The following is a 24666-nucleotide window of genomic DNA, read 5'->3' on the forward strand; positions in this document are numbered from 1 at the left end:
AGCGCCGTTCAGGCGCGATCGGGGTTCGGGGCGGAGCCCCGAGCAGGGGTGCAGGGGGCGGAGCCCCCGCCGGGGTTCGAGGGGCGGAGCCCCTCGGGGGGTCTGGGGCGCAGCCCCAGGGGCCGAACCCTTCAACCCGCTGCACGGGCGGGCGGGTGGGCAAACCCGTCGGGGTTCGAGGGGCGGAGCCCCTCAGGGGGTCTGGGGCGGAGCCCCAGGGCTCAGCCGGTTCAACCCGCTGTACGGGCGGGCGGGTGGGCAAGCGCGCCGGGGTCTGGGGCGGAGCCCCAGGGAGCCGGGGCCATCCAACCCCCTGCACGGGCGGGTGGGTGGGCAACCCCCCCCCAGGGCACACCAAAAGCCGCCCACCCCCGCGCGGGGGAAAGGCGGCCCTGGGCGCGGCGGGGCGGGTTACGCCGCGGCCGTCGCAGACGTCAGGCACTCGTTGATGAACTCCAGCAGCACCCGAGGAGTCGACGCCTCGGCAACGGTGTCGTCGGACAGCTGGATCCGGTAGTCCCGCTCAATGACCCCCGTCACCTGGAGAATCGCGAGCGAGTCGTACCCGAGGTCGTCGAACGGCACGTCCAGAACGTCCCCGTCCAGATCGACCCCCTCGCCGACCCCCGCGCACTCGCGCAGCAGCGTGGTCAGTTCCTTGAGGTTCATGAAGGTCCCCTTGTCTTGATTCTTCGCAGATGACAGCAGGTGGAGTCAGTTCGCCGCGGTCACGACGGCCGCCGCGTTGAAGCCGCCGGTGCCGCGGGCCAGGACGAGCGCGGTGCGCACGGACCCGCGCCGGGCCTCGGTGACCAGGTCGAGCGCGTCGGCCGCGACCGGGTGCGTGACGTTCACGGTCGGCGGGATCACCGCGTCCCGGATGGAGAGCAGCGCCGCCGCCAGGTCGAGCGAGGCACCGCCGGCCGACAGGCGGCCCGTCATGGTCTTGGGGGCCGTCACCGGCACGCCCCGGGCGCCGAAGAGCGCGGTCAGGGCCGCCTCCTCCTGGCGGTCGAGCTCGGGCACCCCGGACGCGTCCGCGAAGACCACGTCCACGTCGGACGGGCTCAACCCGGCCTGGGCGAGCGCGAGTTCGGCCGCCCGGCGCAGCCCCGGCTCGCCGCCGCGGCCCGGCCCCGGGTCGAAGGTGGCGGCGTAGCCCGAGAGCTGCCCGTAGATCCGCGCCCCGCGCTCGCGGGCCGCCTCGGCGTCCTCCAGGACGAGGATCGCCCCGCCCTCACCGGCGACGTAACCGCTGGCCTCGCTGTCGAACGGCAGGAACGCGCGCGCCGGGTCGGCCACGGAGCTCATCCGGCCGCCGGCGAGCTGCGCGGTCCAGCCCCACGGGCAGACCGCGCCGTCCACACCGCCGGTGACGATGAGCTTGCTGCCCTTGCGCAGCTGGCGCCGGGCCTGGGCGACCGCGTCGAGCCCGCCCGCCTGCTCGGTGACCAGCACCCCGCTGGGGCCGCGGAGTCCGTGCCGGATGGAGATCTGGCCGGTGTTGACGGCGTAGAACCAGGCGTACGACTGGTAGGCGGAGACGTACTGGCCGCCCTTGCTCCACAGCGCCTGGAGCTCGCGCTGGCCGAACTCGAAGCCGCCCGCGGAGGCCGCGGTGACCGCGCCCGCCGAGTACGGCGGCAGCTCGGCCGGGTCCGCGCCGGAGTCCTCCAGGGCCTCCTTGGCCGCGGTCAGGGCGAGCCGGGTCATGTGGTCGGTCTGCGGGAGCAGCCGGCTCGGGATGTGCTCCTCGGCCTCGAAGCCGGGCACCTCGCCCGCGAGCGTGGAGGGGTAGCCGGAGGCGTCGAAGCGGGAGACCGGACGGATGCCGCTCTCGCCGGCCACGGTCGCCTGCCACCAGGCGTGCGTACCAAGGCCGTTGGGGGCGGTGACGCCGATCCCGGTGAACACCGCGGTGGCGGAGCGCACCGCCGTGCGTTCGAGCAGCTCGCTCGTCATGCCGTCTTCCTCCGTTCGGGCTTGGTGAGCACGATCGCGCTCTGGAATCCGCCGAAGCCGCTGCCCACGCTGAGCACGGTGTTGATCTCGCGCTCGCGGGCGTGGACGGGCGTGTAGTCGAGGTCGCACTTGGGGTCGGCCTCGTGCAGGTTCGCCGTCGGCGGCACCACGCCGTGCTCGATGGCCAGCGCGGACGCGGCGATCTCCAGGGAGCCGATGGCGCCGAGCGAATGCCCGATCATCGACTTGATGGAGGAGACGGGGGTGGCGTACGCGTGGTCGCCGAGGCTCTTCTTGAACGCGGCCGTCTCGTGCCGGTCGTTCTGCAGGGTGCCCGAGCCGTGCGCGTTGATGTAGTCGATGTCGGTGCCGGGGATGCCGGCCTCTTCGAGGGCCGCGCCGATGGCCTCGGCCATCTCCGCGCCGTCGGCCCGAAGGCCCGTCATGTTGTACGCGTTGGAGCGCGAGGCGAACCCCGCGATCTCGGCGTAGATGTGCGCGCCGCGCGCCACGGCCTGCTCGTACTCCTCCAGGACGAACACCGCGCTGCCCTCGCCGAGCACGAAGCCGTTGCGGGACTTGTCGAAGGGCCGCGAGGCCGTCTCCGGCTCGTCGTTGCGGTTCGAGGTGGCCTTGATGGCGTCGAAGCAGGCGACCGAGATCGGCGAGATCGGTGCCTCGGTGGCCCCGGCGATCATCACGTCGGCGCTGCCCTCGCGGATCAGCTCGACGGCGTGGCCGACCGAGTCCAGCCCCGAGGTGCAGCCGGTGGAGACCACGGCGGTGGGGCCCTGCGCGCCGAACTCCCAGGCCACCTCGGCCGCGAACGAGCTGGGCACGAAGTAGTCGTACAGGTGCGGCACGGCCCGCTCGTGGTCCACGAGCCACTCGGCGCCGTTGTTGCTGACCGCCGCGTACTCGTAGTCGAGCCCGGTGGTCGCGCCGACCGCGCTGCCGATGGTGACGCCGGTGCGGAACGGGTCGATGCCGGCCATGTCCAGACCGCTGTCGGAGACCGCCTCACGGGCGCCGACCAGCGCGAACTGGGCGGCCCTGTCGAGGCGCCCCGCCTGCTCCTCGGTCAGCCCCTGGGCGACCGGGTCGAAGTCGACCTCCGCGGCGATCCTCGACCGGAAGGCCGAGGCGTCGAAGAGGGTCACGGCCCTGGTCGCGGTACGTCCCGCGGTCAGCAGGGACCAGTACTCCTTGGTGCCGACGCCCCCCGGGGCGACCACACCGATTCCGGTGATGACTACGCGTCGGCTCACCTGTCCCCCTCGTGGGTCTTGGCCAGGGGGTGCGCCCCGGGAATGTGCAGCACGGCTGCGTCACCTCTCTGATAGGTCCGCTGTGAGATCCGCTGGTGGAAGGAGTCTGGTCCCGCCCTCTTGACGCCCGCTCGACTCGGCGTCGTACTTCCCCTTGAGCGAGGCGCGCAGGTCGAGGGCCACCTGGCGCAGCAGCTCCGGCACCCCGCGCTCGCGGACGAAGAAGTGGTCGCCGGGCAGGGTCTGGAGGCGGAAGTGGGTCACCGAGTAGTCGGCCCACTCGGCCACCTCCCACAGCGGCGCGATCGGGTCGTCCCGGCCGGCCAGCGCCATCAGCGGCGTGCCCACCGCCTTGTCCGCGTTGACCTGGCACAGCGCCTCGCCGAGCCGCAGGTCGTCGCGGAGCGCCGGGATCACCTGGCGCTGCCACAGCGAACGGTCGCGCCCGGCGGCCTCCGGCGGCGCCGCCTCCAAGTCGACCAGCAGGTCGATGAGTTCGTGGTCGGGCAGACGCGCCCCGCGCAGCAGCGTGTTGCGCAGATGCGGCGGCGGTACGGCCCCGATCACCAGCCGGGCCGGCGGCAGCAGGCCGTCGTCCTCCAGGGTCCGGGTCAGCGCGTGCGCGACCAGACCGCCGAGGCTGTGCCCGTACAGGAGGTAGGGGCGGTCGAGCAGCGGGGTGATCAACTCCCGCAGCTCGTTCATGAGTTCGGCGGCGTCGGTGATCCGGGCCTCCTTGGCCCGCGGGCCCCGGCCCGGCAGCAGCACCGGCACCACCTCGGCCGTGTCACCCAGGATCTTCTGCCATCTGGCGAAGGAGGAGATCCCGGCGCCCGCGTGGTGGAAGCAGAACAGCCAGGGCGTCACGGTGTCCGTGCGCGGGGCGCTCTCGGTTCTCATTCGTCGATCAGGGCGACGGCCCGGGTCCAGCCCGCCCCCGCTCCGGCGATCTTCACGGGGAAGCAGGACACCCGGAAGCCGTGCGTGGGCAGCGTGTCGAGGTGCGCGAGCCGCTCGACCTGGCAGTACTCGCGGCGCCGTCCGGCGAAGTGCGCGGGCCACAGGACCGACCGGTCGCCGGTCTCCTGGAACGTGCGGATCATGTGCCCGAACGGCGCGTCCAGGCTCCAGGCGTCGGTGCCGATGACGCGGACGCCGAGGTCGAGCAGATAGTCGGTGGCGGGGCCGTCGAGCCCGGCGAAGTCGGTGAAGTACCGCGGCGTACCGGCGTGTTGGGAGGCTCCGGTGTGCAGCATGACGATGTCGAGGGGCTGCGGGGTGTAGCCGATCTCGGCGATCTGCTTCTGGACGCGCTCGACGCCGATGGCGCCGATGCCGACGTCGCTCACGTCGAGCACGACGGCCGGGCGCAGGAACCAGTCGAGGGGCATCTCGTCGATGTGCCGGGGCCGCCCGTAGTCACCGACCGAGCCGTAGTGCGAGGGCGCGTCGACATGGGTGCCGGTGTGGCTGGTCAGGGTGAGGGTGTCCAGGGACAGGAGTTCGCCCCCGGGCAGGTCGGCCGGATCGAAGTCGAGCCCGAAGTGCTCCTTCATCTCCGCCGCCATGTGCGCGGCGCCCTCGGCGGGCGTCATGATCTCGTGGACGATCGGGTCCGGTTCCCAGCCGGCCGCGTCCACGGGCGACGACAGATCGATGACTCGCAAGGTAACCCCCAGTGTCGTTGGCGACGTTCGGGGGCACTGTGCGTCGGCGGCCTAGAGGCGGGATCGAGCCGCGCACGCGTCGGACCCCGCCCTGTGGGGGGAGAGGGCGGGGTCCGGACGCGTTGCTGCCGGGCGGTCGGGCCGCCCGTGCGCCGCTCAGGCGGCGAAGAGGTCGAGCACCGGGCGGCGCCCGGCCAGGTGCGAGTCCAGCGCCGGGTCACCGGCGAGCACCGCGCGGTGCAGCTGCCGCAGCCGCGCCGAGGGGTCGAGACCCAGCTCGTCGGCGAGGCCGCGCCGCAGGTTCTGGTAGACGTCCAGCGCCTGCCACTGCCGGCCGGAGCGGTACAGCGCCACCATGCACTGGGCGTGCAGGCCCTCGTGCAGTGGGTGACGGGCCGTCAGGGAGGTGAGTTCGGCAAGCAGTTGCATGTGGCGCCCGAGCCGCAGGTCGGAGTCGATCCGCTGCTCCAGGACACCCAGGCGGCTCTCCTCCAGGCGCACCAGCTCGATCTCCAGGAGCGGGCCGAGGCGGACGTCCACCAGGGCCGGACCGCGCCACATGCCGAGCGCCTCGCGGTACAGGTCCGCCGCGCTCTCGTCGTCACCGCGCTCGGCGGCGCCGCGCCCGGTCGCCACCAGACGGTCGTACTCGTGCACGTCCACCGCGCCCGGCGTCACTTCGAGGAGGTAGCCGCCGTGCCGCGTGGCGAGCACCTCGCGAGCGGTGTACGGGCTGTCCGGGCCGAGCGCCCCGGCGATCAGCCGGCGCAGCTGGAGGATGTACGTCTGCAGGGTGGTCAGCGCGCTGCGCGGCATGTCCGCGCCCCAGATCTCCTCCATCAGCGTCGGGACGGGCATGACCTGGTTGGCGTACACCGAGAGCAGCGCCAGTATCTGCCGCGGCTTGCCGGCGCTCGGGACGACCGACGTGCCGCCCGACTCGGCCATGAGCGGACCGAGAACCTTGATCTCCATGGGATTCCTCCGGGGTCGGATCTGCCGGATGACCCGATGGATTTCGGACCCGGCTCCAAGCACCCTCACAAGCTGTCACCCGGCCCCTTTCCACGGCAGTGCCGGGCTCCTGAACCCGGCATGTGAGTGTCCTGGGGACGCGTATGAAAGTTTCATGTGCATCCCGTGACCGCGGCACTGGGGCGGATTCGGCCGACCCGGCAGAGTTCTGGACGTCGGCCCGACCAGGAGTCGAGAGCCGGCGGCTAGGGGGGGGTCAGGTCCCCCCGGCCTTCACATCCGCCAGGGGGAGATCCACATGAACGCGAACATCAGTCACGCCGCAGCCGCCGGTGACGACCTCGTGATCGAGGAGTTCGGCCGCCACGCCGTCTTCGGCCAGGTCCCGATGCCGTGCCTCGGTTCCGGCGTCGCCCACATACCGGCCGCCGCCACCGCCGACACCGCGCGGCTCGCCGCCTGATGGCGGCCGTCCGGACCGCCGCCCCGCTCCTGGGGTTCAAGCCGCACCTGCGGGTCGAGCAGGTGCCCGGTGAAGCGGTGTACCTGATCTCCGACCAGCGGGTGACCGCCCTGCACGGCGAGCAGATCGCCCGGCTCGCCCCCCTCCTCGACGGCACCCGCCCGCTGGAGCGCATCGCCCAGGACGCGGCGGACGCGCTCCCCTCCGGGCAGACCGCCCGGCTGGTGTCGCGGCTGACCGGTGCCGGGCTGCTCTGCGGCCGCGAGCGCCAGGTGGGCGAGCGGGAGGCCGCCGAGCAGGCGTACTGGGAAGTGGCGGGACTGGACGGCAGCAGGGCGGCCAACGCCCTGGCCCGCGGCGCCGTGCGCGTCATCGCGGTCGGCAGCACGGACGCCGCGGAACTGTCCGCGAGCCTGACGGCCGCCGGACTCACCGTCTCGGACGACGCGACCGCGCTCACGGTCGTCCTGTGCGACGACTACCTGGACCCGGAACTCGCCGTCGTGGACGCCGAGTTCCGGGCCTCGGGCCGGCGCTGGCTGCCGGTGCGCACCGAGGGCACCGAGATGTGGATCGGCCCCTTCTTCGGCGACCTGGACGGGCCCTGCTGGGCCTGCCTGGCCGAACGCCTGTGGCGCAGCCGCCCGGTGGAGGCGCATGTGCAGCGCATGCTGGGCCGCTCGGGCCCGGTGCCCCGGCCCTCGTGCACCCTGCCGGCCGCGCGGCTCGCCGCCCTCCAGCTGGCCGGCCTCGAAGCCGCGAAGTGGCTGGCCGGGTACCGGGACGCGAGCCAGCAGGGGCTGCGTACGCTCGACGGCCTCACCCTGGCCGGGGAGCTCCACCCCGTCGTGCGCCGCCCGCAGTGCCCGAGCTGCGGCGAGCCGGGGATGACCGCCGCACAGGTGCAGGCCCCGGTCGTGCTGCGCCCGCGCCTCAAGCGGGACACCGGGGGCAACGGCCACCGCAGCCTCACGCCACAGCAACTCCTCGACCGGTACGGCCACTTGGTGGACCCGGTCACGGGTCTGGTGCGCGGCATCACGCGCAACGAGTGCGGTCCCGAGTTCTTCAACTCCTTCTCCGCGGGCCTCAATCCGGCCGCGGGCACCCAGGGCCTCGGTGCGATACGGGGCGGGCTGCGCGCCTCCTGCGGGGGCAAGGGCGCCACCGAACTCCAGGCCAGGGTCAGCGCGCTGGCCGAGGCGCTCGAACGCCACTCCGGCCACTTCGAGGGCGGCGAGGCCACGGTCCGCGGCAGCTACCGCGAGCTGGCCGCCGACGCGGTGCACCCCGACGAGGTGCAGCTCTACGACGAGCGGCAGTACCCCGGCCGGGCCGAGTGGAACGAGGGCCACGCGCCCTTCCAGCACGTCGCCGACCCCTTCGACCAGGACGCGGCCATCGACTGGACGCCGCTGTGGTCGGTGACCGAGGGGCGCCACAAGCTGCTTCCCACCGCGCTGCTCTACTACGGAGTGCCCCAGCCGCCCGGCGCCTTCTCCTGCCTGGCCACCTCCAACGGCACCGCCGCCGGCGGCACCCTGGAGGACGCCGTGCTCCAGGGCTTCCTGGAACTCGTCGAGCGCGACGCGCTGGCCCTGTGGTGGTACAACCGCACCCGCCAGCCGGCCGTGGACCTCGACGCGTTCGGCGACCCGTGGATGTCCGAACTCCGCGCCGTGCACGCCTCGTTGGGGCGCGAGGTGTGGGTGCTCGACCTCACCGCGGACCTCGGCATCCCGGTCATGGCCGCGCTCTCCAGGATTGCGGGCGCCGAACCGGGGCAGCGGCAGGACATCATGCTCGGCTTCGGCGCCCACTTCGACCCCGCGATCGCGCTGCGCCGCGCCCTGACCGAGCTGAACCAGATGATGCCGCACGTGGTGGCCCCGGACGGCAGCGTCTCGCGCGCCGCCGCCGAGGACCCGGACGTACGCGAGTGGCTGCGCACGGCGACCGTCGAGGAGCACACCTATCTGCTGCCCGCCGACTGCGCCCCGACCGGACCCGGCACGCACCCCTACACTCCGCACGACGACCTGTACGAAGACCTTGAGGCGGTCGTCGCGCTGCTGAGCGGGAACGGCATGGAACTGCTCGTCCTCGACCAGACCCGACCCGACGTCGGACTGCCGGTGGTCAAGGTGGTGGTGCCCGGGCTCAGACCGCACTGGGCGCGCTACGCCCCCGGCCGTCTCTTCGACGTCCCGGTGCGGCTCGGCAGACTGGCCGGGCCCACCCGGTACGAGGACCTCAATCCGGTCCCGCTCTTCCTCTGATCACGCAGCACACCGCGGGCGCCGCAGCGTCCGCCCGACCCGCTGAACCGCACGTCGCACGCGAACCACACCCTGCCGGTGGAAGGACCCCCTCTGATGCGTATCGACCGCCTCGCGGCCCGCGAACTCGGTGAGTTCTGGTCGCTGCGCGAGGACGTCACGGTGCTCTTCGGCCGGAGCACCGTGCTGCGCACGCCCTGGGGAGAGCTGCGCCTGGAACGGCCGGGACCGCTGCTGCGCGAGGCCCTGCACCGGATGCAGCTGGGACCGGTCTCGCTCGCCAACGTGGTGCCGGGCTTTCCCGGCTACGACGTGCCCGAGACGGAGTGGAACGACGCCTCGCGCGAACTGCTCACCGCCCTCGCCCCGCTCCAGCACCTCATCGTGCGCCATATCGCGATCGGGGCCTCCCCGCTGTTGAGCGTCGTCCCGCTGTCGCCGCGCGCCACTTTCCACCCGCCGCCGGTCGCCCCCGGCGGCGACCTGCGTGTGCCGCGGGACGTGGTGCTGCGCGGGCCGGGGAGCGACCCCGTGCTTGCGTACGCGGGCTGCGACCACCGCGTCGAACTGCACGGACCCGACGCGCCCCGGCTGCTCCTGCACCTGCGGGGCGTCAACGACGATTTTCGGTCATCGCCGGACGCTACGCTGCCGAGCAGTGTCGTGCGGGCCGCCCGCGCCTACGCGGTCGCCGCCGGAATGCTCTTCGCGGCCGATCTCAAGGGCGCCGCCCGGCTGTGAGAACCGCTCCGGCACTACAGCTTCGGCCACCGCATTACCTATGATCCGGTCCGGAGAGGCGCTTCTGACCGGGCGCCACGAACCATGGGGGACAGTTGAAGGCAGAAGTAGTCGATCGGGCGGGGGGGACATCCGCGGACATCGGCACCGTGGCGCTTCCGCCACGCAAGGCGATAGCCGTGACCGCGGCCGCGCTGTTCGGATTTTTCGTGATCGACGGCGTTTTCGTCTGGGCCGAGAATCCGCCATGGTGGCAGCTCGTCGCGGCGCTGCTCGGCTTTCTGGCCATCGGCGGCCTCCAGCTCGTCCACTCCTTTCCGCAGCTCCTGCCGCGCCTGTACCGCTACCGGTACGCGACCTGGGTCCTCCAGGCCGTCCTGGCCTACGCGCCCATCGCGCTGTTCGGGTCCGCGTGGAGCGGCATGGCGGAGTTCCTCACGGCCTCCTCGGTCCTGGTCTTCCCCGCGGTGCTCGGCTGGCCCCTGTTCGGCGCCGGCGTCCTCACCTGCTGGGCCCTCTACAGCGGCCGCGACACCAGCACCGTGCTCTACAACGTGCTCGAAGGCGCCCTGATCCCGCTGATCATCATCGGGCTCTCGCGGATGTCCGACATGATCGTGAAGCTGCACCGCTCCCGCGAGGAGCTCTCGCGGCTGGCCGTGGCCGGCGAGCGGCTGCGCTTCGCCCGCGATCTGCACGACGTCCTCGGCTACAGCCTCTCGGCGATCTCCCTGAAGTGCGAACTGGCCTACCGTCTGCTGGCCGACGCTCCCGCCAAGGCGCACGAGGAGCTCGGTGACGTGCTGCGCACCTCGCGCAAGGCCCTCGCGGACGTGCGCTCCGTCAGCCGCGGCTACCGCGAGATGTCGCTGGCGGGCGAGGCGAACGCGGCGGTGTCCATGCTGTCCGCCGCGGGCATCCGGACGAGCCTGCGGTTCGAGGTCGGCCGGCTGCCGGCGGGCGTGGACACCGTGCTCGCGACCGTGCTGCGCGAGGGTCTGACCAACATGCTGCGGCACAGCAAGGCCGAGAGCTGCGAGATCCGCGCCGAGAGGGTCGGCGACGGGGCCGTGCTGACCCTGAGCAACGACGGCATCGGCCGTGGCCGCCCGCCCAGGGGCGGCGCCGACGGCGGCCTGGACGCGCTCGGCTCCCGCGTCCGCAAGCTCGGCGGCGCGCTGTCGCACGGCGCCGACGGGCAGGGCTGGTTCCGCCTCGAAGCGACGGTGCCGGTGCCCGACGAGGCCACCCGGCCGGACGGCGCAGGCCCGGCGGCCGTCACCGACCCGGACGAGGCCGAGCCCTCGCCGCCCCACATCCAGGGCCACCGCGACCTCGTGCCCCGCACGGCCACCGCGATCACCTTCACGGTCTTGCTCGGTTACTTCGTCGCGTACTCCGTGGTCGCCATGTCCTACCGGCCGCCGCTCGGCAAGGCCGTGGTCACCGAGCTGTGCATGTTCGCCACGCTGCTGCTCCAGCTCCTGATCTCCTTCCAGTGGCGGTTCGTCCGCCGGGCCCGTCGCCCCCGCCTGCTGCAACTCGGGGCCCTCGGCGGGCTGCTGCTGCTCCAGTGCGTGCCCTGGTTCTTCCTCGGGCCGAGCTGGATGGGGCTCCCCGGATTCGTGGCCGGCTCGGCGCTGCTCGTGCTGCCCGCGGCCGGGGCCTGGCCGCTGGTCGCCGCGGTCACGGTGATCAGCGACGTCGTCTTCCGCGAGGTCGACTCGACCCTCACCGACCTCATCTACGAGACGGCGTACACCGTCATCTGCGCCCTCGTGGTCTTCGGCCTGTCCCGCATGGCGCAGCTCGCCTCCGAACTGCACCGCTCCCGTACCGAGATCGCCCGGCTCGCGGTCACCACGGAACGGCTGCGGTTCGCCCGCGACCTGCACGACCTGCTCGGCTTCAGCCTCTCCGCCATCACGCTGAAATGTGAACTGGTCCGGCGCCTGGCTCCCACCAGCCCCGTGCAGGCCCAGGCCGAACTCACCGAAGTGCTCGGCATCGCCCGCCAGGCGCTCGCCGATGTGCGCACCGTCGCCGAGGGGCGGCAGCGGATGTCGCTGACCGCGGAGGCGGCCAACGCGACCGCGATGCTGGCCGGGGTCGGCATCCGGGCCACCGTCGACACCGACTGCGGTGAACTGCCCGGAGACGTCGACACGGTGCTGGCCACCATGCTCCGCGAGGGCCTGACCAACATGCTGCGGCACAGCAGGGCCGCGCACTGCGAGATCACCGCGGAGCGCACCCCGGCGGGGGTGCGGCTCACGCTCGTCAACGACGGCGTGGAGGGCCGGGCGGACGCCGGGCTCGACTCCAAGGTCAACGGCGGCAGCGGCATCGGCAACCTGACGACCAGGGTGAACGCGGTCAACGGCCGCCTGGAGGCCGGGGCGCGGCCGGACGGCTGGTTCGAGCTGAAGGCGGAGGTCGAGCTGCTCGCCACCGCCGCCTGATCGCCGCACGCGGCGCCCACAACCGAAGACACGCGAACTCATGGGGGAGAGTTGGGGACCGACGCGGCCTGCCGCACGGACGGGGATCCGGCGGGCGGGGAGGGCCGGGCGCTGCCGCGGCGTACCGCGGTCGCGATCACCGCGGGGGTGCTGCTCGGGTTCTTCGTGATCGACGGCAGCCATGTCTGGGTCGAGCACCCCTCCGTATGGCGCGGCGCCTCCGCCGTGGGCGGCTTCGCCGGGATCATGGGCCTCCAACTGGTCCATTCCTTCCCGCGGTTCTTCCCGCGGCTCGGCCACTACCGCTACGCGACCTGGGTGCTGCTCGGCCTCCTCTCGTACGCGCCGATCGTGACGTACGGCGCGGCGTGGGGCGGGATGACCGAGTTCTTCGCGGCCTCCTCGGTGCTGGTGTTCCCGGCGGCGGTCGGCTGGCCGCTGTTCGCGTGCGCCGTCGCCGGGGACTTCGTGCTCTTCCACCATCTCGGCTTCGGTCCGGGGGAGTTCGTGTACGGCGGGATCGAGGCGGTGCTGATCCCGCTCGTCGTCATCGGGCTCTCGCGGATGTCCGACATGATCGACCGGCTGCACGCCTCGCGCGCGCACCTGTCACGGCTCGCGGTCGCGGGGGAGCGGTTACGGTTCGCCCGTGACCTGCACGAGGTGCTCGGCCTCAGCCTCTCGGTGATCTCCCTCAAGTGCGAGCGCGCCCACCAGCTGCTCGCGGACGCGCCCGCCCGGGCCCAGGAGGAGGTCGCCGAGGTGCTGCGCACCGCGCGCAAGGCCCTCGCCGACGTGCGGTCGGTCAGCCGCGGCTACCGCCAGATGTCCCTGTCGGACGAGGCCAACGCGGCCGTCCCGATGCTCTCGGCGGCCGGCATCGACACCACCGTGCGCCACCGCTGCGGCGAACTGCCCGCCGCCGTGGACACCGTGCTCGCCGCCGCGCTCGGCGAGGGCCTCACCAACATGCTGCGGCACAGCAGGGCCGAGCGCTGTGCGATCACCACCGAGCGCGGTGGCGGTGTCGCGGTGCTGGTCCTCGCCAACGACGGCGTCGGCTGCGGCCCCGGCGCGCGGCCCGGGCCCGGCAGCGGTCTGGCCGCCCTGGAGACCCGGCTGCACGAACTCGGCGGCACCCTCACCCACGGCGCGGACGGCCGCGGCTGGTTCAGGCTGCGCGCGGTCGTGCCGCTGCGGCAGGAGGCGGCCCTGGCGCGCCCGGGCCGCGCGGTGCGGCGCGGCACGCACGGCGACCGCAGCCGGGCCGGCCGCTCCCGGCACACCGATGTGATGCCACGGGCCGCGGGCGCGATCACCCTCGCGGTCCTGATCGGCTACTTCCTGTCGTACTCGGCCGAGGGCTGGTCGTACGCGCCGTACGCGCACGGGCTGCCCACCGTCGAGCTCTGCCTGCTCGGCTGCCTGGCGCTCCAGCTCGCGGAGTCCTTCCACCGCCGCTACGCCTGGGGCCGGCGCTGGCGGGGACGGCTGCGGTACGGGGCGCTCGGGGCGCAGGCGCTGCTCCAGTTCGTGCCGTTCCTGGTGTTCGGCAGGCAGTGGGCGGGGCTGCCGGGGTTCCTCGCCGGGTCGGCGCTGCTCGCGCTGCCCGCGGTGGCCGCCTGGCCGGTCCTCGCGCTGGTCACCGTGGCGAGCGGGGCCGCGCAGTACGCGGTGGGGGTCTCGGTGCAGGACGTGATCTACGAGAGCGCGTACACGCCGATCTGCGCGGTGGTCGTCTACGGGCTGACGCGCATGGCGCAGCTGGCCACCGAACTGCACCGCTCGCGGGCCGAGATCGCCCGCCTCGCGGTGACGACGGAACGGCTGCGCTTCGCCCGTGACCTGCACGACCTGCTCGGCTTCAGCCTGTCCGCGATCACCCTCAAGTGCGAGCTGGTACGGCGGCTCGCGCCGACCAGGCCGGTCCAGGCGCGGCACGAGCTGACCGAGGTGCTCGGCATCGTGCGCGAGGCCCTCGCCGATGTGCGCACCGTGGCGGGCGGCAGCACGCGGATGTGTCTGACGGCGGAGGCCGAGCACGCCATCGCCATGCTCACCGGCGCCGGCATCCACGCCACCGTCCGCCTGGACTGCGGCGAACTGCCCGTCGACGTCGAGACCGTGCTCGCCACCATGGTGCGCGAGGGACTGACGAACATGCTGCGGCACAGCAAGCCGGCCTGCTGCGAGATCACCGCCGAGCGTACGGCGGACGCGGTGCTCCTCACCCTCGTCAACGACGGGGCGGACGCGGACGCCGATCCCGCGCTCGCCGCACGGCGCGGCGGCGGCAGCGGGATCGGCAATCTGACGACGCGCGTCGAGGCGGTGAACGGGCGGCTCACGGCGGGGCCGCGGCCCGACGGCCGCTTCGAACTGCGCGCCGAGGTCGCTCTGCTGGCCGCCTGAACGATCCGCCCCTTCACTGGATGGGCCCGTCCGCCGGATCAGACGGAATGCAGCCAGCCTGCCTCGCGCGCGATGCGGATCGCGTCGACCCGGTTACGCGCGTTGAGTTTGCTGACGGCCGAGGTCAGATAGTTGCGTACGGTGCCGGAGGACAGGTGCAGCCGGGATGCGATCTGGCCGGCCTCCATGCCCTCCGAGGCGAGCTGGAGCACCTCCCGCTCGCGGTCGGTCAGCGGGGAGGGACCGGAGTCGAGGGTGGCGAGCGCCAGTTGCGGGTCGATGACGCGCTCGCCCGCCGCCACCTGGCGGATCGCGGCGCACAGGCTGTCCGGGTCGGAGTCCTTGGGGAGGAAGCCGGAGACGTGGGCGGCGAGCGCTCGTCTGAGGTTCCCGGGTCTGCCCAGGCTGGTCAGGATGAGCGTGCGGCACTCCGGTACCGAGGTGTGCAGTCCGGCCGCGGCGGTGATCCCGTCGGTGCCGGGCAGGTCGATGTCCAGAACGGCGACATCCGGCCGCATCGCCATCGCGGTCGGCACGATGTCCGTGCCCGACGACAGCTCCGCGACCACTTCCAGATCGGTCTCCAGTTCAATGAGTGACACCAATGCCTTGCGCAGCATATGCATGTCTTCGGCAATCAGAACGCGCACCATGGTGCCCCCCGTTGTGCTGGATCATGGGTCGGTTGCCCTAGCGATTATGCAATAGGCCACGCCCGCAACCCGGGGCCGAGACCAATTAGGCACATGCCGTTTCGGTACCGGTACGACGGATTCCGCACCCACAGCTTTTCAGCCAGAACTCGACCGCCGCTCAAGCGGCCCCTCCCATCCTCCCTCCACCCAGGCGCCGTCCGGCGGCCAGGGGGAAGGGAGAGGTGACGTGAACATGAACGGACACCCCAGCTCGGAAGGTGTTCTCTGACATGGACCGCCGGAAGGACACGGACGTACCGGAGGGACCGCGTGAGGCGGGCCGCCGCCCCAGGGGCAGCTGGCGCCGGCTCGTCGGCCGCTTCCTGCGCCCCATGGGCGAGGCCCTCATGGTCCACGGCGGCGTCGACATGTATCTGGCGGCCGCGGACGGCAACAGGGCGCGCCTGCACTCGCTCGACAGCGGCTTCCGCCTGATGCTGCGCACCGACGCCGACGGCCCGCCGCCGGGCCACCCCGAACGGCTGCGCCCCGACGTCCCGCTCACCCGCCAGGAACTCGCGCTGTTGCAGGACCTGCTGAACGAGGCGCCCGGGCGCAGAAGATGAGCGGCCTCGGCGCCGCAGCACAGTTGATCTTCAAGTGCCCGTCTAGGGACGAGGAACAGAGTAGGAGGAGCAACCATCCGTCCGAGCACCAGGGAGCAGAGGATGACCCGAGCCACGAGCTTCACCGCGGCACTGGCGGCGCGCTCCGCCGAAAGAGCCGCCCGGACCGCTCTGCTCTGCCTGGACGGTGAGGGCGGCGCCGACGCGCTCACCTACCGCGAACTCGACGTACGGGCCCGGTCCGTGGCGGCCGCGCTGCTGCGCCGCCGCGCGGCCGGCCGGCCCGTCCTCATCTCCATGGACGGCGGCCCGCACACCGTCGCCGCCCTCGTCGGCTGCCTGTACGCGGGAGCCGTCGCGGTGCCCGTGCCGCCGCCCGACACCTCGCGGGCCGCCGCCGAACGCACCGCGGCCATCGCCGCCGAGACCGACGCCGCCGTCCTGCTCACCGCGTCCGCCCACGCCGGCGAGCTCTCCCGGCGCCTCGCCGACGCCGGGCGCTCCTCTGTGGTGTGCCTGGCCGTCGACTGCCTGCCCGACGACGGGGCCGACCCGCTGCCCCCCGCCGGGGGCGGCGGTGACACCGCGCTGCTCCAGTACACCTCCGGGTCCACCGCCGCCCCGCGCGGCGTCCAGGTCACCCACGCCAACCTCCTCGCCACCATGGAGAGCCTGCGCACCGCGCTCGGCACCGACGAGGACGCCCGCATCGGCGGCTGGCTCCCGCTCCACCACGACCTCGGCCTCATCGGTCAGCTCCTGCACCCCCTCTGGCTCGGCGCCACCGCCGTCCTGATGCCCCGGCGCCGGTTCGCCGCCGAACCGCTGAGCTGGCTGCGCGAGGTCGCCCGGCACCGCGTCACCGTCACCGCCGCGCCCGACTCCGCCTACGCCCGCTGCCTGGCCGCGGCCACCGACGACGACATCGCGGGCCTCGACCTGAGCGCGCTCGCCACCGCCGTCAACGCCTCCGAGCCGGTCTCCGCCGTCACCCTCGCCGCGTTCGCCCACCGCTTCGCGCCGGCCGGCCTGCGCCCCGGCGCCCTCGCCGCCGGATACGGGCTGGCCGAGGCCACCCTGCTGGTCAGTCTCGCCGACCGGCTGCCGCCCGCCCCCGCCACCGTGTCCGCCGAGGCCCTGGAGCGCGGCGAGCTCACGCCACCGGTGCCGGGCCACCCGGTGCGCACCCTGGCAGGCTGCGGCCCCGCGCGCGGGGTCACGGTACGCATCGTCGACCCGGGCAGTTCGGCCGTGCTGCCCGACGGGTCCGTCGGCGAGATCTGGGTGCGCGGCGAAGCCGTCGCCGACGGCTACTGGCGGCGCCCCCTGGAGACCGCCGCCGTCTTCGGCCACGCCACCGCCGCGGGCGAACACGGCTTCCTGCGCACCGGCGACCTCGGCGCGCTGCGCGACGGCGAGCTGTATCTGACCGGCCGCATCAAGGACGCCCTCCTGATCGACGGACGCACCCTGCACCCGCAGGAGGCGGAGCGCCAACTCGCCCAGTCCGGAGCCCCGTTCGGGTCCGCCGTCGTGCTCTCGGCAGCGGCCGGGCACGAGGAGATCGTGGCCATCCAGGAGATCCGCGGCGCCGGCTGGAGCCACGGCCAGCTCGCCGACCTGGCCGAGCGGGTGCGCGGCTGCCTGCACGACGAGTTCGGCGCGCTGCTCGGCGGCGTCGTCCTGGTCCGCCCCGGCACCGTGCGCCGCACCACCAGCGGCAAGGTCCGCCGCTCGCTCATGCGCGAGCTGTACCTGCGCGGCGAACTGCGCCCGCTGTACGCCTCGGCGCGGCCCCACGCCGCAGAAGGAGGCTGAGTCCATGCCCGACACCGCCGTCCGGGCCACCGCCTCGGACGTACGCCGCCCCGGCGCGCTGCCCGGCCCGCCGTCCGGAGCGCTGCCCGCAGTACGCGACCGCGCCGAGCGGCTCGAACTCCGCTTCGGCGACCCCTGCGACCCGGCCAACCCGCTGGGCTTCCGCGCCCTGCTCGCCGCCGACGGGAACAGCGAACTCCTGGGCGCAGCCGAGGAGTTGCTCGATCAAGAGGGCTTCGGCGCCGAGCTGGTGCCGCTCGCCCTCGGCGGCCGGCTGCGCGACGCCGACCAGCTCATGCGCATGCTGCGCCCGGTCTTCCGCCGCGATGTGGCGCTCGCCTTCGGCTACGGCATCACCTCGCTGTTCGCCGCCGCCCCCGTCTTCGCCGCCGGATCGCCCGGGCAGCGCGAGAGCGTGGCCCGGCTGCTCGTCTCGGGCGGCCGGGCGGCCATCGTGCACCGCTCGCTCGCCCACGGCACCGCGATGCTGCGCGGCGAACTCAGCGCCATGGAGTACTCCGGCGGCTTCGTCCTGGACGGCCGCAAGGACGTCGTCATCAACGCCGAGCGCGCCGGCGCCGTCGTCGCCCACGTCCGGACGGATCCCGCTCCCGGTCCCGCCTCCCACTCGGTGTTCCTGCTCGACCCGGCTCAACTCCCGCCGGACGCCGTGCGGTTGCTGGAACGACAGCCCACCACCGGCATGCGCGGCTGCCGCTTCGCCGGCTACGCGTTCGATGAGTGCGAGGTGCCGGGCGACGCGCTCGTCGGCGGCCTCGGCTCCGGCGTACGGCTCGCCCTGCGCACCTTCCAGCTCAACCGCACCCTGATCACCGGCGCGGTCATCGCCTCGGTGGACACCGTGCTGCGCGCCGCCGTACGGGCCGCGCTCGTCGGCGCCACCCTCGGCAGGCGCCAACGCGGCGTCCTGGCCGGGGTGTTCGCCGACCTGCTCGCCGGCGACGCCATGGCCACCGCCGTGCTGCGCGCCCTGTCCCTGCTGCCCGGCGCGGCCCATCTGGCCGCCGCCGAGCTCAAGTACCTCGTACCCGACCTGCTCCGGGACGACCTGGAGGAGCTCGCCACCGTGCTCGGGGCCGGCGGCTACAGCCGCGACACCGACCAGGGCACGCTCGGCAAACTCCTGCGCGACCTGCCCGCCGCCGGGCTCGGCCACGCCGGAACCGCCTCCTGCCAGGCCGTCGTCGTCCCCCAACTCCCGGTCCTGGCACGGCATGCGTGGGGCCGCGAGGGCGAACCCCCCGCGGCGCTCTTCGACACCGCCGCGCCCGTGCCCCACCTCGACATCGGCGCCCTGGAGGTCGCGGGCGGGGGCGACTTCCTCGCCGCCTCCCTCACCGCGTCCGCCGCCCGCCTCGCCGGCTCCGCCCCCGACGGCCCGTACGGCGAGGCGCTGCGCACGATGGCCGCCGCCTTCCACGCCGACCTCCTCGCGGTGCGCGAGGCGTGCCTGCTGATCGAGCCGGGCGACCGGGCCGCCCTCGCGAGCCCCGCGACCGCCGCCCTCGCCGACCGGCACTCCGTACTGTCCGCGGCCGGCGCCGCCCTCGCGGTGTGGGAGCGCCACCGGGGCACCGCCGGCTTCCTCGCCGATCCCGCCTGGCTGGTGCTCGCGCTGCACCGCTACGGGCGCAGGCTCGGCCTCGTCCTTCCTCCGCCGCCCCCGGACTGCGTCGACCGGGTGGCGGAGGAGCTGCTGGCGCGGTTCCGCGCCGGCCGCAGTTTCGATCTTCACGACGCGCCTCTGGCGGAAGCAGGTACCCCATGAGCCCTCGCACAAGGACGGGCATCGCCGAACCCCTTCTGATGCCGGGACCCGACAGCCCGTGGAGCCGGGTGCGGCAGTCCATGGCGTGGCACGGCCACGTCGTGGTGCACGCGAGCTGGCGGGACTGGCTGCCCGCCGCCGTCGCCGACCCGCAGCTGCGCCCGCTGCTCGGCGCGCGCGACTGGCAGCGCCTCAACAACCTCGCCGACCCCGAGGCCCGCGACCGCTTCGCCGCGTCCCGGCTCCTGGTGAAGTACACCGCGGGCGCCGCCCTGCAGACCCCGCCCGAGACGGTGGAGCTGGCCTCGAAGGCGGGCGGGCGCCCCTATCTGCGCGGCTGCGACCAGATCGAGGTCAGCCTCAGCCACACCCGGGACCTCCTGGTGGTGGGGCTCAACCGGCGCGGCCGGGTCGGCGTCGACACCGAGCTCGCCGACCGCCGCATCCAGTACTCCGCGGTGCAGCGCCATCTGTGCACCCCCGCCGAGCGGCGCTGGCTCGGCGGGCTCGACGAGGCCGAGCGCCGGCGCCGGCTGGTGCGCACCTGGACGCTGAAGGAGGCGTACACCAAGGCGCTGGGGCAGGGCATGCGGATGGGCTTCACCCAGTTCGGCTTCGACGCCGACGCCACCGCGCTGCTCACCCCGCAGGGCGAGCCCGCCTCGCACGGCGAGTGGGCCTTCGCCACGTTCGAGCTCGACGGCGGCTATCTGGTGGGGGTCGCCTGCCACGACGCGGGGCTGCGCGACGAGGGCGACACGGCCGTGTCCACCATGCTCGACGAGGGCTTCCTCGGCGAGGTCGTCGACCTGGTGGGGCGCGTCCCGCACTGAGCCGCCTCTGGTGGGCCGCGCTCCGCACCGAGCGGATCCGGACAGCACGAAGGCCCCGCAGCCTCCTGGGGAAGGAGGCTGCGGGGCCTTCGCGATGTTCTGTCACTAGCACCGCGCCCGCGTGGCGAACGCGTCCGCGCGCGGCACTGGGGTGCCGTCGGGGAGCGGTAGAGGGGCCGCTTGATCCCGTCGGGCGGGTCGATCAGATGAAGCGGGGTGTTCAGCCCTGGAGGCCGGCCACCTTGTGCGCCAGCGCCGACTTCTTGTTGGCGGCGGCGTTCTTGTGGATGACGCCCTTCGAGACGGCCTTGTCGAGCTGGCGCGAAGCGGCGCGGGCCGCCACGGTCGCCTTCTCGACGTCACCCGCGACAACGGCCTCGTTGGCCTTGCGGATGAAGGTGCGCAGGGAGGACTTGACGGACTTGTTGCGCAGGCGCGCCTTCTCGTTCGTCTTGTTCCGCTTGATCTGGGACTTGATGTTCGCCACGAAAGAGCCTTTGCAGGTTCGATGATTCGATCTTCGGTCGTGTCCCGCCGCCGAAAGGGTGACGAGACACAGCTGCCCACGTTACCAGTCGCCCCCCGACCAGCCCAAACCGGGCGCAGGCCCGCAGGCGTGGGACGATAGGGGCTGCTACTTACGTATCGAACCGTCGTCGACCCGAGACGAGGCGCCGCGATCAGACCCGCGGGCCTCAAGAATCAGGACCCTGCGTGCCCGCGACTCCTCCCAACGTGCCCGAGCCGAGCCGTACCGACCCGGCGCTGATCCGCAACTTCTGCATCATCGCGCACATCGACCACGGCAAGTCGACCCTTGCCGACCGGATGCTCCAGCTGACCGGTGTGGTCGATCAGCGGCAGATGCGTGCTCAGTACCTCGACCGCATGGACATCGAGCGCGAGCGCGGCATCACGATCAAGTCCCAGGCGGTCCGTCTGCCGTGGGCGCCCAGCGACGGCCCCGGCCAGGGCCGGGCCCACATCCTGAACATGATCGACACCCCGGGCCACGTGGACTTCACGTACGAGGTGTCGCGCTCGCTCGCCGCCTGCGAGGGCACGGTGCTGCTCGTCGACGCCGCCCAGGGCATCGAGGCGCAGACGCTGGCCAACCTGTACCTGGCCATGGAGAACGACCTCACCATCGTTCCCGTCCTCAACAAGATCGACCTGCCGGCCGCCCAGCCCGAGAAGTTCTCCGAGGAGCTCGCGAACCTCATCGGCTGCCAGCCCGAGGACGTCCTGAAGGTCTCGGCCAAGACCGGCGTCGGCGTGGACGCGCTCCTGGACCGCGTGGTCCGTGACGTGCCCGCCCCGGTCGGCATCGCCGACGCGCCCGCCCGCGCGATGATCTTCGACTCGGTGTACGACTCCTACCGCGGCGTCGTCACCTATGTCCGTGTCGTCGACGGTCAGCTCAACAAGCGCGAGCGCATCCGCATGATGTCGACCGGCGCCACCCACGAGCTGCTTGAGATCGGCGTCTCGTCCCCCGAGATGACCCCGGCCGACGGCATCGGCGTCGGCGAGGTGGGCTACATCATCACCGGCGTGAAGGACGTCCGTCAGTCCAAGGTCGGTGACACCATCACCAGCCTGCACAACGGCGCGACCGAGGCGCTCGGCGGCTACAAGGACCCGAAGCCGATGGTCTTCTCGGGCCTGTATCCGCTGGACGGCTCCGACTACCCGGACCTGCGCGAGGCCCTCGACAAGCTCCAGCTCAACGACGCCGCCCTGGTGTACGAGCCGGAGACCTCCGCGGCCCTCGGCTTCGGCTTCCGCGTCGGCTTCCTCGGCCTGCTCCACCTCGACGTGATCCGCGAGCGCCTGGAGCGCGAGTTCAACCTCGACCTCATCGCGACCGCGCCGAACGTGGTCTACCGGGTCGTCCTGGAGGACGGCAAGGAGGTCACCGTCACCAACCCGAGCGAGTTCCCCGAGGGCAAGATCTCGGACGTGTACGAGCCGGTCGTGCGGGCCACCATCCTCGCGCCGTCGGAGTTCATCGGCTCGATCATGGAGCTGTGCCAGACCCGGCGCGGCACCCTGCTCGGCATGGACTACCTCTCCGAGGACCGCGTCGAGATCCGCTACACGCTGCCGCTCGCGGAGATCGTCTTCGACTTCTTCGACCAGCTGAAGTCCAAGACCCGCGGCTACGCCTCGCTCGACTACGAGCCCACCGGCGAGCAGGCCGCGAGCCTGGTCAAGGTCGACATCCTGCTGCACGGCGACAAGGTCGACGCCTTCTCCGCCGTCTGCCACAAGGACGCGGCCTACGCCTACGGCGTGCGCCTGGTCGCCAAGCTGCGCGAGCTCATCCCGCGCCAGGCCTTCGAGGTGCCCGTGCAGGCCGCGATCGGTTCCCGGGTCATCGCCCGCGAGACGATCCGCGCCATCCGCAAGGACGTCCTCGCCAAGTGCTACGGCGGTGACATCTCCCGCAAGCGCAAGCTCCTGGAGAAGCAGAAGGAGGGCAAGAAGCGGATGAAGATGGTGGGCTCGGTCGAGGTCCCGCAGGAAGCCTTCATCGCGGTGCTCTCCAGCGACGACTCGGGCGGCAAGAAGAAGTAGTACGCCCGCGATCACCGGCTCTTCGCAAGCCCGCCACAACGGACCCCCGCGCCTTCGCACGGGGGTCCGTTCGTTATGAAACCACTCTCCGTAGGCCCTTACGCGACCGGCGGCGGCGCTCTACTCTGATCACGACCCGATGGTTACTCGCCAGTTAAACAAGCGTCGGAGAGCCAGAGCTGTCGGAAAGCCAGAGCGTCGGAGACAGAGCACTCGGACAACCAGCCAGTCGCGCAGCCTTGCCGCAGGCCAGCCCGGAGGACGTCGTGAGCGACACACAGACCTTGATCGAGAACCGGCCGCCGTCCGTGGCGGCCCTCTTCGTCCAGCGCGTGGACGCCACGCCGGACATCGAGGCCTACCGCTACCCGGTACCGGGTGCCGGGCAGGCCCCCGACGAGTGGAAGTCGCTCAGCTGGGCCCAGGCCGCCGAGCGGGTCTACGCCATCGCCGCGGGCCTCGCCGAGCTCGGCGTCCAGGCCGAGGAGCGCGTCGCGCTCGCCTCCTCCACCCGCGTCGAGTGGATCCTGGCCGACCTGGGCGTGATGTGCGCGGGCGCCGCCACCACCACGATCTACCCCTCCACCAACGCCGAGGAGTCGGCGTTCATCCTGGCCGACTCCGAGAGCCGGGTCCTGATCGCCGAGGACGCCGCCCAGCTCGCCAAGGCCCGCGAGCGCCGCGCCGAGCTGCCCGACCTGCGGCACGTCGTGGTCATCGACCCGGCGGGCGCCGAGCCCGCCGACGGCGACCCGGAGGGCTGGGTGCTCAGCCTCGCGGAGCTTGAGGCGCGCGGCGCCGCCCACCTGGAGAAGAACCCCGGGGCGGTCAAGGAGCGGATCGCGGCCATCACCGCCGACCAGCTCGCCACCCTCATCTACACCTCCGGCACCACCGGCCGCCCCAAGGGCGTCCGGCTGCCGCACGACAACTGGTCGTACATGGCCCGCGCGACCGTCGCCACCGGCCTGATCACCAGCGAGGACGTGCAGTACCTGTGGCTGCCGCTGGCCCATGTCTTCGGCAAGGTGCTGACCTCCGGCCAGATCGAGGTCGGCCACGTGACCGCGGTCGACGGCCGCATCGACAAGATCATCGAGAACCTTCCGGTGGTCCAGCCGACCTACATGGCCGCCGTGCCGCGCATCTTCGAGAAGGTCTACAACGGCGTCGCGAGCAAGGCCCGGGAGGGCGGCGGCGCCAAGTACAAGATCTTCCAGTGGGCGGCCGGAGTGGCCCGCGAATACGCGAAGGTCAGCCAGGACACCTTCCGCCGCACCGGCCGCCCCGGCGTCCCCTTCGCCCTGTCCGCCAAGCACAAGGTCGCCGACGCGCTGGTCTACAGCAAGATCCGCGAGGCGTTCGGCGGGCGGCTGCGGGCCTGTGTCTCCGGCTCGGCGGCGCTCGCGCCCGACATCGGCTTCTTCTTCGCCGGCGCCGGCATCCACATCCTGGAGGGCTACGGGCTCACCGAGTCCTCGGCCGCCTCCTTCGTCAACCCGGGCGAGGCCTACCGCACCGGCACGGTCGGCAAGCCGCTGCCCGGCACCGAGGTGCGGATCGCCGACGACGGCGAGATCCTGCTGCGCGGCCCGGGCATCATGGAGGGCTACCACCGGCTGCCCGAGAAGACCGCCGAGGTCCTGGAGTCCGACGGCTGGTTCCACACCGGTGACATCGGCGAGCTGTCCGCCGACGGCTATCTGCGCATCACCGACCGCAAGAAGGACCTCATCAAAACCTCCGGCGGCAAGTACATCGCGCCGGCCGAGGTGGAGGGCCAGTTCAAGGCGGTCTGCCCGTTCGTCTCCAACATCCTGGTGCACGGCGCCGACCGGAACTTCTGCACCGCGCTCATCTCCCTCGACGAGCCGACCATCCTCGGCTGGGCCAAGGAGCAGGGCATCACCGGTTCGTACGCCGAGGTCGTCGCGGCGCCGCAGACGGTCGAGCTGATCGAGGGGTACGTCAAGCGCCTCAACGAGGGCCTCCAGCGCTGGCAGACGATCAAGAAGTTCCGGCTGCTGCCGCGCGACCTCGACGTGGAGCACGGCGAGCTGACACCCAGCCTCAAGCTGAAGCGGCCGGTCGTCGAGCGCGAGTACCGGGCGCTCATCGAGGAGATGTACGCCGGGTCCCGCGAGGCCTGAGAACGC

The 24666-nt window shown here is 72.7% G+C and carries 19 protein-coding genes; 11 read left to right on the forward strand and 8 right to left on the reverse strand.

Annotated elements, in window-relative coordinates:
- Positions 1 to 411: 411 nt before the first annotated feature.
- From ACGF3I_RS32435 to ACGF3I_RS32460, 6 genes are all read right to left on the reverse strand, one after another.
- Positions 412 to 669 carry an acyl carrier protein gene (locus ACGF3I_RS32435; protein WP_393138388.1) on the reverse strand — a complete coding sequence of 86 codons (258 nt, stop codon included), beginning with the start codon at positions 667 to 669 and terminating at the stop codon, positions 412 to 414.
- A gap of 45 nt (positions 670 to 714) precedes the next feature.
- Positions 715 to 1962 (reverse strand): ketosynthase chain-length factor, encoded by a 1248-nt coding sequence (locus tag ACGF3I_RS32440; RefSeq protein WP_393138390.1) that lies wholly within the window; start codon positions 1960 to 1962, stop codon positions 715 to 717.
- On the reverse strand, positions 1959 to 3230 hold the full coding sequence (locus tag ACGF3I_RS32445) for a beta-ketoacyl-[acyl-carrier-protein] synthase family protein (RefSeq protein WP_393138392.1): 1272 nt from the start codon (positions 3228 to 3230) through the stop codon (positions 1959 to 1961). The genes ACGF3I_RS32440 and ACGF3I_RS32445 overlap by 4 nt, the downstream gene beginning before the upstream one ends.
- A gap of 60 nt (positions 3231 to 3290) precedes the next feature.
- Positions 3291 to 4130: a thioesterase II family protein gene (locus ACGF3I_RS32450; protein WP_393138394.1), complete on the reverse strand. Its 840-nt coding sequence runs from the start codon at positions 4128 to 4130 to the stop codon at positions 3291 to 3293.
- Entirely contained in the window at positions 4127 to 4897 is a 771-nt protein-coding gene (locus ACGF3I_RS32455) for a cyclase family protein (protein WP_393138396.1), read from the reverse strand. The genes ACGF3I_RS32450 and ACGF3I_RS32455 overlap by 4 nt, the downstream gene beginning before the upstream one ends.
- 156 nt (positions 4898 to 5053) lie before the next feature.
- Positions 5054 to 5872 (reverse strand): BTAD domain-containing putative transcriptional regulator, encoded by an 819-nt coding sequence (locus ACGF3I_RS32460; RefSeq protein WP_393138397.1) that lies wholly within the window; start codon positions 5870 to 5872, stop codon positions 5054 to 5056.
- A gap of 298 nt (positions 5873 to 6170) precedes the next feature.
- Between ACGF3I_RS32460 and ACGF3I_RS32465 the strand changes: the two genes are divergently transcribed.
- The 5 genes from ACGF3I_RS32465 to ACGF3I_RS32485 all read left to right on the forward strand — a co-directional run bounded on the left by ACGF3I_RS32465 (position 6171) and on the right by ACGF3I_RS32485 (position 14229).
- Positions 6171 to 6335 carry a hypothetical protein gene (locus ACGF3I_RS32465; protein WP_393138399.1) on the forward strand — a complete coding sequence of 55 codons (165 nt, stop codon included), beginning with the start codon at positions 6171 to 6173 and terminating at the stop codon, positions 6333 to 6335.
- Positions 6335 to 8614 carry a TOMM precursor leader peptide-binding protein gene (locus tag ACGF3I_RS32470; RefSeq protein ID WP_393138401.1) on the forward strand — a complete coding sequence of 760 codons (2280 nt, stop codon included), beginning with the start codon at positions 6335 to 6337 and terminating at the stop codon, positions 8612 to 8614. Before ACGF3I_RS32465 ends, ACGF3I_RS32470 begins: the two co-directional genes overlap by 1 nt.
- 96 nt (positions 8615 to 8710) lie before the next feature.
- A complete protein-coding gene (locus ACGF3I_RS32475; RefSeq protein ID WP_393138403.1) occupies positions 8711 to 9355 on the forward strand; it encodes a hypothetical protein in 645 nt (214 codons plus the stop codon).
- Positions 9356 to 9504: 149 nt separating this feature from the next.
- Entirely contained in the window at positions 9505 to 11817 is a 2313-nt protein-coding gene (locus tag ACGF3I_RS32480) for a sensor histidine kinase (RefSeq protein WP_393138405.1), read from the forward strand.
- Between the two features lie 51 nt (positions 11818 to 11868).
- Positions 11869 to 14229, forward strand: coding sequence for a sensor histidine kinase (locus ACGF3I_RS32485; RefSeq protein WP_393138407.1), 2361 nt, complete (start codon positions 11869 to 11871; stop codon positions 14227 to 14229).
- Positions 14230 to 14267: 38 nt separating this feature from the next.
- On the opposite strand, the gene ACGF3I_RS32490 is transcribed toward ACGF3I_RS32485, so the two are convergent.
- Positions 14268 to 14882: a DNA-binding response regulator gene (locus ACGF3I_RS32490; protein ID WP_393138409.1), complete on the reverse strand. Its 615-nt coding sequence runs from the start codon at positions 14880 to 14882 to the stop codon at positions 14268 to 14270.
- A 272-nt stretch (positions 14883 to 15154) separates the two neighbouring features.
- Here ACGF3I_RS32490 and ACGF3I_RS32495 point away from each other — a divergent pair, with 272 nt between their 5' ends.
- The 4 genes from ACGF3I_RS32495 (at position 15155) to ACGF3I_RS32510 (ending at position 19930) form a co-directional block, all read left to right on the forward strand.
- On the forward strand, positions 15155 to 15490 hold the full coding sequence (locus tag ACGF3I_RS32495; RefSeq protein ID WP_393138411.1) for a DUF6059 family protein: 336 nt from the start codon (positions 15155 to 15157) through the stop codon (positions 15488 to 15490).
- 102 nt (positions 15491 to 15592) lie between these two features.
- Positions 15593 to 17308 carry a fatty acyl-AMP ligase gene (locus tag ACGF3I_RS32500; protein WP_393138413.1) on the forward strand — a complete coding sequence of 572 codons (1716 nt, stop codon included), beginning with the start codon at positions 15593 to 15595 and terminating at the stop codon, positions 17306 to 17308.
- A 4-nt stretch (positions 17309 to 17312) separates the two neighbouring features.
- Positions 17313 to 19097, forward strand: a complete 1785-nt coding sequence (locus ACGF3I_RS32505; RefSeq protein WP_393138415.1) for an acyl-CoA dehydrogenase — start codon at positions 17313 to 17315, stop codon at positions 19095 to 19097.
- Positions 19094 to 19930 carry a 4'-phosphopantetheinyl transferase family protein gene (locus ACGF3I_RS32510; RefSeq protein ID WP_393138417.1) on the forward strand — a complete coding sequence of 279 codons (837 nt, stop codon included), beginning with the start codon at positions 19094 to 19096 and terminating at the stop codon, positions 19928 to 19930. Before ACGF3I_RS32505 ends, ACGF3I_RS32510 begins: the two co-directional genes overlap by 4 nt.
- Before the next feature lie 220 nt (positions 19931 to 20150).
- Here ACGF3I_RS32510 and rpsT read toward each other — a convergent pair whose 3' ends face one another.
- Positions 20151 to 20417, reverse strand: a complete 267-nt coding sequence (gene rpsT, locus ACGF3I_RS32515) for a 30S ribosomal protein S20 (protein ID WP_393138419.1) — start codon at positions 20415 to 20417, stop codon at positions 20151 to 20153.
- 227 nt (positions 20418 to 20644) lie between these two features.
- Between rpsT and lepA the strand changes: the two genes are divergently transcribed.
- The gene (gene lepA, locus ACGF3I_RS32520; protein WP_393138421.1) at positions 20645 to 22510 is read left to right on the forward strand and encodes a translation elongation factor 4; all 1866 of its coding nucleotides are present in this window, start codon (positions 20645 to 20647) and stop codon (positions 22508 to 22510) included.
- 266 nt (positions 22511 to 22776) lie between these two features.
- Complete coding sequence (locus ACGF3I_RS32525; protein ID WP_393138423.1) at positions 22777 to 24660, forward strand: AMP-dependent synthetase/ligase; 1884 nt, start codon at positions 22777 to 22779, stop codon at positions 24658 to 24660.
- Positions 24661 to 24666: the final 6 nt, after the last annotated feature.

This window comes from Streptomyces sp. NPDC048111 (assembly GCF_043202815.1).
Classification (GTDB): domain Bacteria; phylum Actinomycetota; class Actinomycetes; order Streptomycetales; family Streptomycetaceae; genus Streptomyces.

Excerpts from the sequence above, each read along its gene's own strand:
- ACGF3I_RS32510 (WP_393138417.1), top strand. The coding sequence starts at position 19,094 with ATGAGCCCTCGCACAAGGACGGGCATCGCCGAACCCCTTCTGATGCCG.
- ACGF3I_RS32505 (WP_393138415.1), top strand. The coding sequence starts at position 17,313 with ATGCCCGACACCGCCGTCCGGGCCACCGCCTCGGACGTACGCCGCCCC.
- ACGF3I_RS32450 (WP_393138394.1), bottom strand. The coding sequence starts at position 4,130 with ATGAGAACCGAGAGCGCCCCGCGCACGGACACCGTGACGCCCTGGCTG.
- ACGF3I_RS32475 (WP_393138403.1), top strand. The coding sequence starts at position 8,711 with ATGCGTATCGACCGCCTCGCGGCCCGCGAACTCGGTGAGTTCTGGTCG.
- ACGF3I_RS32440 (WP_393138390.1), bottom strand. The coding sequence starts at position 1,962 with ATGACGAGCGAGCTGCTCGAACGCACGGCGGTGCGCTCCGCCACCGCG.
- ACGF3I_RS32465 (WP_393138399.1), top strand. The coding sequence starts at position 6,171 with ATGAACGCGAACATCAGTCACGCCGCAGCCGCCGGTGACGACCTCGTG.
- ACGF3I_RS32470 (WP_393138401.1), top strand. The coding sequence starts at position 6,335 with ATGGCGGCCGTCCGGACCGCCGCCCCGCTCCTGGGGTTCAAGCCGCAC.
- ACGF3I_RS32500 (WP_393138413.1), top strand. The coding sequence starts at position 15,593 with ATGACCCGAGCCACGAGCTTCACCGCGGCACTGGCGGCGCGCTCCGCC.
- ACGF3I_RS32495 (WP_393138411.1), top strand. The coding sequence starts at position 15,155 with ATGGACCGCCGGAAGGACACGGACGTACCGGAGGGACCGCGTGAGGCG.
- ACGF3I_RS32460 (WP_393138397.1), bottom strand. The coding sequence starts at position 5,872 with ATGGAGATCAAGGTTCTCGGTCCGCTCATGGCCGAGTCGGGCGGCACG.
- ACGF3I_RS32435 (WP_393138388.1), bottom strand. The coding sequence starts at position 669 with ATGAACCTCAAGGAACTGACCACGCTGCTGCGCGAGTGCGCGGGGGTC.
- ACGF3I_RS32490 (WP_393138409.1), bottom strand. The coding sequence starts at position 14,882 with ATGGTGCGCGTTCTGATTGCCGAAGACATGCATATGCTGCGCAAGGCA.